This window comes from Streptomyces sp. NPDC023838 (genome assembly GCF_040639555.1).
Taxonomy (GTDB): domain Bacteria; phylum Actinomycetota; class Actinomycetes; order Streptomycetales; family Streptomycetaceae; genus Streptomyces.
On the sequence record NZ_JBFAAD010000036.1, the window covers coordinates 69,780 to 77,589 of the forward strand.

The window sequence follows — 7,810 nt, forward strand, 5'->3', positions numbered from 1 at the left end:
CTCCTGCCTGGCTCTGCACCCTCTTCCCGTGAACTTCTCCCACCCCACCGGCCTGTTGGTTACGTTCGGCACGTGGAGCACGTCTTCGTCGCAGAATGCTCGCTCTCCCCATCAACGGGCCTGGAGCGCTGGGTGGTGGCCGATGCGGCCACCTACACCCTGCACTTGCCGGCCTGCGCGTTCTTGCAGGGACTGCGGAACAAGGGCCGCTCCCCGAACACCGAACGTGTCTACGCCGGACGTCTCGCCCTGTACCTCAATCACTGCCACGCCCGCCGCATCGACTGGGCCGCCCCCAGCTTCCTCGCCCTCTCCCAGCTGCAGCAGCACCTGATCACCGAAGTACTGCCGCCCCGCAGCCGGCGCACTCGTGCGTGGGCGCCGCCCCGGTACCGGTCCCGCGGTACCGCGAACGCCGTGATGATCGTCGTCGCCGAGTTCCTGCGCTTCTCCGCCCTGCACGGCCTCGTCGCCCCCGCCACGGCGGCGCTGCTGTCCCAGCCGAAGTTCCTGCGCTTCGCGCCGCCCGGCTACGACACCGGCGAGGACAACCAGTGGCGCCACATCCAGGCGGCCGCCTTCCGCTTTAAGATCACCGAGCCGGGCTACGAGGACCTCACCCCCGCCCAGATCCGCCACATGATCGGCCAGGTGCCCCGGGCCCGCGACAAGTTCTTGATCGCGCTGTTGGCCGCCACCGGCCTGCGCATCGGCGAAGCCCTCGGACTCCACAGGCAAGATCTGCACTTCCTGGCCTCCTCCCACATGCTCGGCTGCACCCTCACCGGCCCGCACCTGCACGTGCACCGGCGCCTGGACAATCCCAATCACGCCCTGGCCAAGTCCTCCCGCTCCCGTTCCATCCCCACCACCCCCGAACTAGCCGCCCTCTACACCGACTACCAGCACGAACGCGACCGTGTACCCGAGGCGGCCCACCACCCCATGGTGTTCGTGAACCTGTTCCGTCCACCGCTGGGCCGCGCGATGTCCTACCCGAACACCAAGAAGGCTTTCGAGCGCTGGGCCCGCACGGCAGGACATCCGGCACGCCCGCACATGCTGCGCCATTCCGCGGCCACCCTCTGGTTGCGCGACGGCGTCGACCGCGACGTCGTCCAACGCCTGATGGGACACGCCTCCCCGCTGTCTCTGCAGCGCTACCGGCATGTCGACGACGCTGAACTGCGCGCCGCCGTCGACCACCTCCAGGCCCTCAAGGAGCACCGGTGACTGCGTCCCCGCAGCCGGCAACGGCCCCCCTGCAGCTCGTCCCCGAACAGCGGCCCGAGTGGACCGACTGGCTGCGCTCGCAGCTCGCCCCCCAGTGGCGGGCGAAGGAGTGGGATGCCGAGCGGTGGCTGTTCACCGGCGACCTGGACAGTCCCCGTACGTCCTCGTCCCGCTGCCGCACCAAGCGCTGCGAGGCGATCATCCGCAACCCGGCGGCGTTCTGTAACTACTGCCGCGACCATCGCCTCGCAAGCGGTCTGCCCCGCGAGGAGTTCGCCGCCACCTTCGCCCCTGATCGCAGCATGTCCCTGCGGGGACAGGTCTCAGGGCAGTGCACGATCACCCGTGACGGCATCCGCTCGTGCGCCCGCAGGCCTCCAAAGGGCTGTGCGCCGCGCACACAGGAAGCTTCAAGTACCACGAGCGTCGGGGCACGGTGGACCTCTGGCTGCGCGATCTCGTCAAACCGATCACTGAAGAACTCATCTGCATGGTCCCGGAATGCTCCGGTCCCGCGATGAACTCCCGCGGCCTGTGCAACTACCACTGGCGCGCCTGGAGCTCCACCAACCGCGCCAATCCCGGCCACCGCGTGCCCGCCGAGCAATGGGCGAGTGCGCAACCGCCCTACCTGGCGGCCCACCAGTTCACCCTGAAACTCCTGCCCGAACAGCTGCGCTGGGAGATGCGCTACGCGCTGCAGCAGATGGACCAGTGGATCAGGGTCCTGGAACCGCACTGGATCCGCGGCATCACCCGCGATCTCGCCGATGCCCGCACCCTCTTGGACGACACCAACACCGCCCGGCTCAACAAACCCCACCAAGCGGCCATGCGCACCCTGGACAACCTGGCCTCCGCCGTCCGCACGGGGTACGCCCTCTTCACCGGCGCCACACCCGCCGACGAGGACGTCCTCGACCTCCGCGTCCTGGGCCTGCGCCACGCCGCCTCCGGAAAACGCCGTCAGTACCCCGGCACCGTCGACCTGCGCCTCATCCCGCAGCCGTGGCTGCGCCAGGCGCTGCGGCACTGGGTCACCACTGCCCGCCCCAGTACGGAGGACTTCAAGCGGACCCTGCGAGCGGCGCGGCTCGCGTCCACGGCCCTCGCTTCCCGCGCGGATGCCGGCCACGATCCCGCCGTCCTTACCTTCACCGACGCCAGCACTGTTGTGGACGCGTTCCGCACCGCGCTGCGCAAAGACGGCACCCTGTACTCGTCTTCCCATCGCCGCACCCTGAACGGGATGTTCTTCCAGCTCATCGACTACGGACGCCGCGCCGGCTCCCTGGACGATCTCGCCGGCCCCTTCACCCGCGTCCCTGTCGAGCACGCCATCCGCATCGAAGAGCAAGACGAAGACATGCTCGGCAAGGCAATCCCCGAATCCGTCATCCGCCAACTCGACGTCCACCTCAACACCCTCGGCACCGGCCCCACCTACGGCTGCCGAGACATCGCTGACGATGCCCGCCACCTGCTGTACCGCACCCTCTACACCGTGCTGCGCGACACCGGACGCCGCCCCCTGGAAGTCGTCTCCCTCCCACGCGACTGCCTGCAGACCCACCACGGCCAGACCACGCTGATCTGGAACAACCACAAACGCAAACGCCTTCGCCGCCGCCTGCCGATCACCCAGGACACCGCCCAGGCGATCCGCGCCTGGCAGACCCGCCGTGACCAACTGCACCTGCATGCGCGGGGAGACCCCTACCTCTTCCCCGCCCTGACCGCCCTGAGCGGTGCCGCCCACATCTCCAGCGGCTACCTCAGCGACGCCCTGCGTCAGTGGGTCGACTCCCTGCCCCGCCTGGACGCCGAAGGCGTCGACGCCCAGGGCGATGTCCTGCCCTTCGACCGCACCCTGATCTACCCCTACGCCTTCCGCCACTCCTACGCCCAGCGCCACGCAGACGCCGGCACCCCCGTCGACGTGCTGCGCGAGCTCATGGACCACAAATCCATCGCCATGACCCAGCGCTACTACACCGTCTCCCTCAAACGGAAACAGCAGGCCGTCACCAAACTCAGCGCGCATGTCATCGACCAGACCGGCCAGCCCGCCCCGTGCACCCCCACCGCCTACGGGATGCGCTCGGTCGCCGTCCCCTACGGCGGCTGCACCGAACCATCCAACGTCAAAGCCGGGGGAGGAGCCTGCCCCATCCGCTTCCAGTGCGCCGGCTGCGGCTTCTACCGCCCCGACCCCTCCTACCTCCCCGCCATCGAACAGCACCTCAACGAACTGCGCGCCGACCGCGAGACCGCCCGCGCCATGGACGCCGCCGAATTCGTGATCACCTCCCTCACCGCCCAGATCACTGCCTTCGAGCACGTCACGGACCGCATGCACCGCCGCCTCGACGCCCTCCCTACCGCAGAACGGGCGGAGATCGAAGAAGCGGCCACCGTTCTGCGTAAAGCCCGCGCCGGAGAGAACCACACCCTCCTGCCCTTGACCGCACCCCCGAAAGCCCCCTGATGAACCGCCGCGGCAACCCCGCCTCCCTCGCCCAGGCCAGACGACGCGACAGCCTCGACAAGCGCGGCCGCGTCCTGACCACGATCACCGCTCTGGAACACAACGGTCAGCCCGTCACCCACGCTGCCGTCGCCCGCGCCGCCCGCGTGTCCACCTGGCTCACCTACGCCTCCGGCGTCCGCGAGCACATCGAAGCGGCTCAGACCCGGCAAGCCCGCACCGCCCCCACCCCGCAAGGCACCACCCCCTCCGCTTCCCTGGCCAGCCTGCGCGCCGAACTCGACCTCACCCGCCAAGAGAACAAAGACCTCCGCACCGAACGCGACCAGCTCCAAGGCGCCCTACGCCACCAACTCGGCCAGCAGCTCGACACCCTCCACACACCAGAGCCGACCAGCCGCGTCGACAGCCTCACCCGCCACAACGATCAACTAGCCCGCCAACTCCAAGAAGCCACCGACGAGAACACCGCCTTGAAAGCACGTATCAACAGCCTCGAAGACGACCTGACAGCGGCCCGCACCAGCCTCCGCCGCATGATCCGAGAAGAGAACCGCACCTGACCCCACCAGCCAACCTCCAGCTGCGCCTATGTCCCGTGTCACCAGCGCATGCCGAGCGCGTCCAGGTCGGCGCGGCGCTGGTCGCTCAGCTTGTCGGCGCGCTTTCGGGTGTTGTCGAGGAACATCCCGAGCTTGACCTCCTCGGGCTCCGCAGCGCCCGCCCGGGCATCCTCGGCGCCCGGTCGCTCCAGTCGCTCCACATGCTTCCTGGGCACGTTCAGATGCCCCTCGCGGGCGTGGAACGCTTGTGCTGCTTGCAGGTTGAGTGCCCATTTGTAGTCGCGGGTGGCCGTTTTGCCGGGTTGTCCGTCGGGCTCGTCCTCCATGCCGGGTTCGAGGCCGAGGGCGCTGTGGAGCAGGTACTGCTGGGCGGGCTGGAGGCTGTCCCACCCCATGCGTTGCGTGGTGATCCACCTACCGAGGTCTTCGCCCTGGACCATGACCTGCCCCACCCCGGTGGGCAGGCTGCCGCCGGCCTGGAGGTGGAGCTGGGCGAGACGAAAAGCCCGCTGCCACCCGACCGGCCATACGGGGCACCAGCCGGGGTCGATGTCCTCCAGTGCCTTCCACCGGTCGCCGGTCATGGCCCCGGCCAGCCACACGCTCTGCCCTTCCTGCCCGCGCGGGAGGTTCTGAAGGCACTGACGGCCCACCGCCCGCATGTTCTTCGCCCACACGCCGATGGGGTATCCCTGCCATACGGCAGTGGCGGGTGGCAGGAAGTGCCCGTGCTCCCGGGCCCAGGCACGTGCCACGGTGAGGCCTTCCTCGAACGCCAGGTCCTGGTGGTTCCACACCATCCCCAGCGCATCCAGCTGCTCGATCCGGCGTTTCGACAGCTCCCCGGCGTTGTAATACTTGCGCTGGTCCGCCAGCCACACCCCCAGCGGGAACCCCGCGTGCGGCCAGTGGTCCGGTGCCACGAAGTCGTACGGCACCTTCAACGCGAGCCCCGGGTTCTCCTTAACCCACCGTGCCGCCGCCTCGATCCCGCGCAGCCAGTACTCCTTCTCCGGCTCCAGCACCCGCAACGAAACGAACCGTGCCAGCACAGCCGGGTCCCGGGGCGTGGAGAACTCCAGCAGGTGGGCCGCCCGCTCACTCACCCCGGGCCCCGCCCCGCCACCCGCCGCGCCCTCCACACCGTTATCGAGGAGCTCCTCGTCGAGGTCCAGATCCTCATCGTCCTCGCGCCAATTCCCGCTGCGCACACGGGGATCGGCGAGTGCTTCGATGACCTCGGTGTCGTGTGCGCGGAGCGCGGTGAGGATCTTCGCGAGGATCCCGAACGAGTCCGAGGCGAGCATGTCGCCCGGCTCCTCGCCTTCCTTCAGGAATACCGGCACGATGAGAGAAGCGATTTTCGGGCTGCCGGGGTTCATCCGTAGGGCACGGCCGACCATTTGCACGATATCGACCATCGACCCCCGCGCGTCACAAAAGGCGACGGAATCACATGCCGGACAATCGACACCTTCGCCCAGGACGCGAACGGAACTCAGCAACCGCAAGACAGCCGGTTCGGGCTGGCTCCCGTCATCGAATTCGATAACGTCCGACCCGAACTCCTCCAACGTCGACCGCCGCCGCCCCGGTGCGTGTTCGCCGTAGAGCCAGTCGGCCCACACCCGCCGCGCGGGCGGGAACCTGTCCGGGCCCTCCGCGTGGAGCTGCGCCGCCACGTCCAGGGCGCCGTGCGCCATGGCTTCGGCTTCCTCGACGCGGGAGTGGAAGGTGAGCACCTTCCGCAGCCGCTTCTCGGCCGCCGCGCTCATCACCCCGGTCTGCAGTGCTGCGAGCCTGGCCCCGCGCACGATGTCGGACCCGGCGGTGTCGGTCACCAGGGCCTGCTGGAGGCCGGGGTCGCGGATGTCGAGGCAGATCACCCGGTACGGCGCCACCAGCCCGCGGCGGATGCACTCGGACAGGCTGATCTTGTAGGCGACCGGCCCGAAGATCTCCGATCCCTCCGGGTCCATGCTCGCCACCAGCCGCCCCGCATTGCGGCCCGCGTCCGAGGCCTCCCAGATCCGCGGCGTCGCCGTCATGTACAACCGCCTCGCGGCGGGGATGCGTGTCTGGTCGTGGATCGACGCCCAGGCCTTGCCCGCATCCCCACTCGTACGGTGGGCCTCGTCGACCACCACCAGGTCCCACGGCTCAAGCCCCGCCGCATGCGCGGCCTCCAGCTTCCCCTGCCCCAGAGAGGCATACGTCGCGAGCACCGTCACCGGCCCGTCCAGGCACTCCAGCCAGGACACCAGCTCACCCGCATCGGTCGTGCACGGCACTCCCCGGGACTCCTCGGCCCGCAGCGCGCACACTCCCACCATTGCCCCGCCCCGGCCGCCGGTCCGCCAGGCGCCGGCCATCTGCAGCAGCAGGTCCCGCGTCGGTACCAGCACCAGCACCCGCCGGGCTGCCAGCTTCTGCGCGGCCGCGACCCCGATGAGGGTCTTGCCCGACCCGGTCGCCGCGATGACCTGACACCGAAGCCCTTGCGCCGGAAGGCCGCCGGGCGGAATCTGAAAGGCCCTCAACACCGCGTCGACCTCCTCCACCTGATGCGGCCACAGCGTCATCTCCGGCATTCCAACCTCCCCTTCACCGTGAAACTTGGGTAGCTCGCGTATGCGGTGCCCGGAAGCCGCGGGCGTCGACGAGGCTCATGCGCGGTACGGGTCAAGGAAGTAGTCGACCCCTTGGAGGTCGAAGCCCACTCCCGAAAGCTCGGACAAGGCGGCGGCTTCACGCTCGCCGATAGGGTAGGAGTCGACGAACTCGGAGAGTGGAATCCCGAATAGCGAAGCCAGAAACGTTCCGCTGAGATGCGAGACGTCGATTTCGCCAAGCAGCTTCTCCGTGTTCTTGTCGAACAGCGAGATCACGTACTTCACAGACTGATACTCTTTCTCATTAGCGCGAGGGCTTGAACGGTTTCGCTGTTCGCCGGTGTCAGCAGATACAGGGTGTGGCGGCCCTGGACCTCGCCCCTCAGCCCATAAGGTATCCGGCAGAGCAGTCTGACGCACACGACTGACAGAAGAATGGCGTGAACCGATAGGATGCCATCGTGGACGGAGCGAAGCAGCGGCGGGTGAAGGCAGATCCTGGCAGTGGCCTGGAGGACGCGGCCGTCCTCGTCATGGAGTAGCTCGGCGAGCAGGGGATGCATGCGCTTCTTGCGAGTCGACCCCGAACGGGAGCAGAACCAGTGGACGTTCTATGTGGCGCAGGGGCCGTTGACAGATCCGGTTCGCATTGATGGTTCTTCTGTGAACGATTGCGTGGGCAGGGTTCTTGCCCGCCTGAAAGAACAAGGCATCAGCGTGCCGTTCTGACACCCTGCCAGCCAGCTTTCTGGTGCGCGCGGAGCGTGCACCAGGCCGGGCCACGGAGTGGACCGGCATCCGGGGACGGAGTCCCCGTCAATTCCCGCACGGAGTGCGGGAATTCGGTGCGGAGCACCGAATGTTTTCCGCCGCGTAGCGGCGGCGCGTCGTGTCTGCGGAGCAGACCGCGCGAG

The 7,810-nt window shown here is 68.4% G+C and carries 6 protein-coding genes; 4 read left to right on the forward strand and 2 right to left on the reverse strand.

Going from position 1 to position 7,810, the window contains the following annotated elements:
* Positions 1 to 72 precede the first annotated feature (72 nt).
* The 3 genes from AB0G17_RS31340 to AB0G17_RS31350 all read left to right on the forward strand — a co-directional run bounded on the left by AB0G17_RS31340 (position 73) and on the right by AB0G17_RS31350 (position 4,284).
* Complete coding sequence (locus tag AB0G17_RS31340; protein ID WP_361390024.1) at positions 73 to 1,233, forward strand: tyrosine-type recombinase/integrase; 1,161 nt, start codon at positions 73 to 75, stop codon at positions 1,231 to 1,233.
* A 517-nt stretch (positions 1,234 to 1,750) separates the two neighbouring features.
* Positions 1,751 to 3,721 carry a site-specific integrase gene (locus AB0G17_RS31345; RefSeq protein ID WP_361390026.1) on the forward strand — a complete coding sequence of 657 codons (1,971 nt, stop codon included), beginning with the start codon at positions 1,751 to 1,753 and terminating at the stop codon, positions 3,719 to 3,721.
* The gene (locus AB0G17_RS31350) at positions 3,721 to 4,284 is read left to right on the forward strand and encodes a hypothetical protein (protein ID WP_361390028.1); all 564 of its coding nucleotides are present in this window, start codon (positions 3,721 to 3,723) and stop codon (positions 4,282 to 4,284) included. Before AB0G17_RS31345 ends, AB0G17_RS31350 begins: the two co-directional genes overlap by 1 nt.
* A gap of 38 nt (positions 4,285 to 4,322) precedes the next feature.
* Here the strand turns inward: AB0G17_RS31350 and AB0G17_RS31355 are convergent, their stop codons facing one another.
* Together AB0G17_RS31355 and AB0G17_RS31360 are read right to left on the reverse strand one after the other, a co-directional pair.
* Complete coding sequence (locus AB0G17_RS31355) at positions 4,323 to 6,875, reverse strand: Helicase associated domain protein (protein WP_361390030.1); 2,553 nt, start codon at positions 6,873 to 6,875, stop codon at positions 4,323 to 4,325.
* 75 nt (positions 6,876 to 6,950) lie between these two features.
* Positions 6,951 to 7,181, reverse strand: coding sequence for a hypothetical protein (locus AB0G17_RS31360; RefSeq protein WP_361390032.1), 231 nt, complete (start codon positions 7,179 to 7,181; stop codon positions 6,951 to 6,953).
* 276 nt (positions 7,182 to 7,457) lie between these two features.
* Between AB0G17_RS31360 and AB0G17_RS31365 the strand changes: the two genes are divergently transcribed.
* On the forward strand, positions 7,458 to 7,625 hold the full coding sequence (locus AB0G17_RS31365) for a hypothetical protein (RefSeq protein WP_361390034.1): 168 nt from the start codon (positions 7,458 to 7,460) through the stop codon (positions 7,623 to 7,625).
* Positions 7,626 to 7,810: the final 185 nt, after the last annotated feature.